Genomic DNA, 536 nt, shown 5'->3' with positions numbered 1-536 from the left:
CATCCACTCGATCCCGAGCAGGTCTGGGCCCGCATAGTCGCCTATAACCAAGCACACAACCCACAAGCAGTATCCGAAAAGCTCAACGGCCCCGCGGAAGCGGCAACTTCACACGAGGCCAACACCGATGACATGGCAGCTTTGCAAGGCATACCTCCCACCGATACCCCAACACTAACGGCATCGACGACACAATCAACAAACCACTGGGGCATCCCAGACCAACTCTGCGTAAGCAAAGATGGCGTTGTACGCGTGTGCGGCTTCGGTCTCTACATCGGTCTGAGGTTTAAAAACCGCAGACTCTACTCCACAGTCACAGCCGATAACGTTGCGGAGTTCTACACAGCCCATGACGGTGAATTCCTCTTCAGCGTGCCACTGCCGATCACGTTGAGTCACAGGCCGCCAGGTGGCCAGATCAACATCAACCTCGTTGAAGGAATGAAACATCGCCAACCACCCCGGATGAACCCGAAACTATCCAAACCCCGGCCCAAACGCAGGCAACAACCATAAACCGCTAGAAGTGTCCA

1 pseudogene is annotated in these 536 nt (G+C 55.2%); it reads left to right on the top strand.

Annotated features, from left to right (window positions below):
- A pseudogene (locus HMPREF2967_RS12790) lies at positions 1–519 on the top strand (transposase); the annotation flags it as partial.
- Between the last annotated feature and the right edge of the window lie 17 nt (positions 520–536).

Source organism: Corynebacterium sp. HMSC059E07, from assembly GCF_001814395.1.
GTDB lineage: Bacteria > Actinomycetota > Actinomycetes > Mycobacteriales > Mycobacteriaceae > Corynebacterium > Corynebacterium hesseae.
This window is presented reverse-complemented; position numbering and strand designations above follow the sequence as displayed.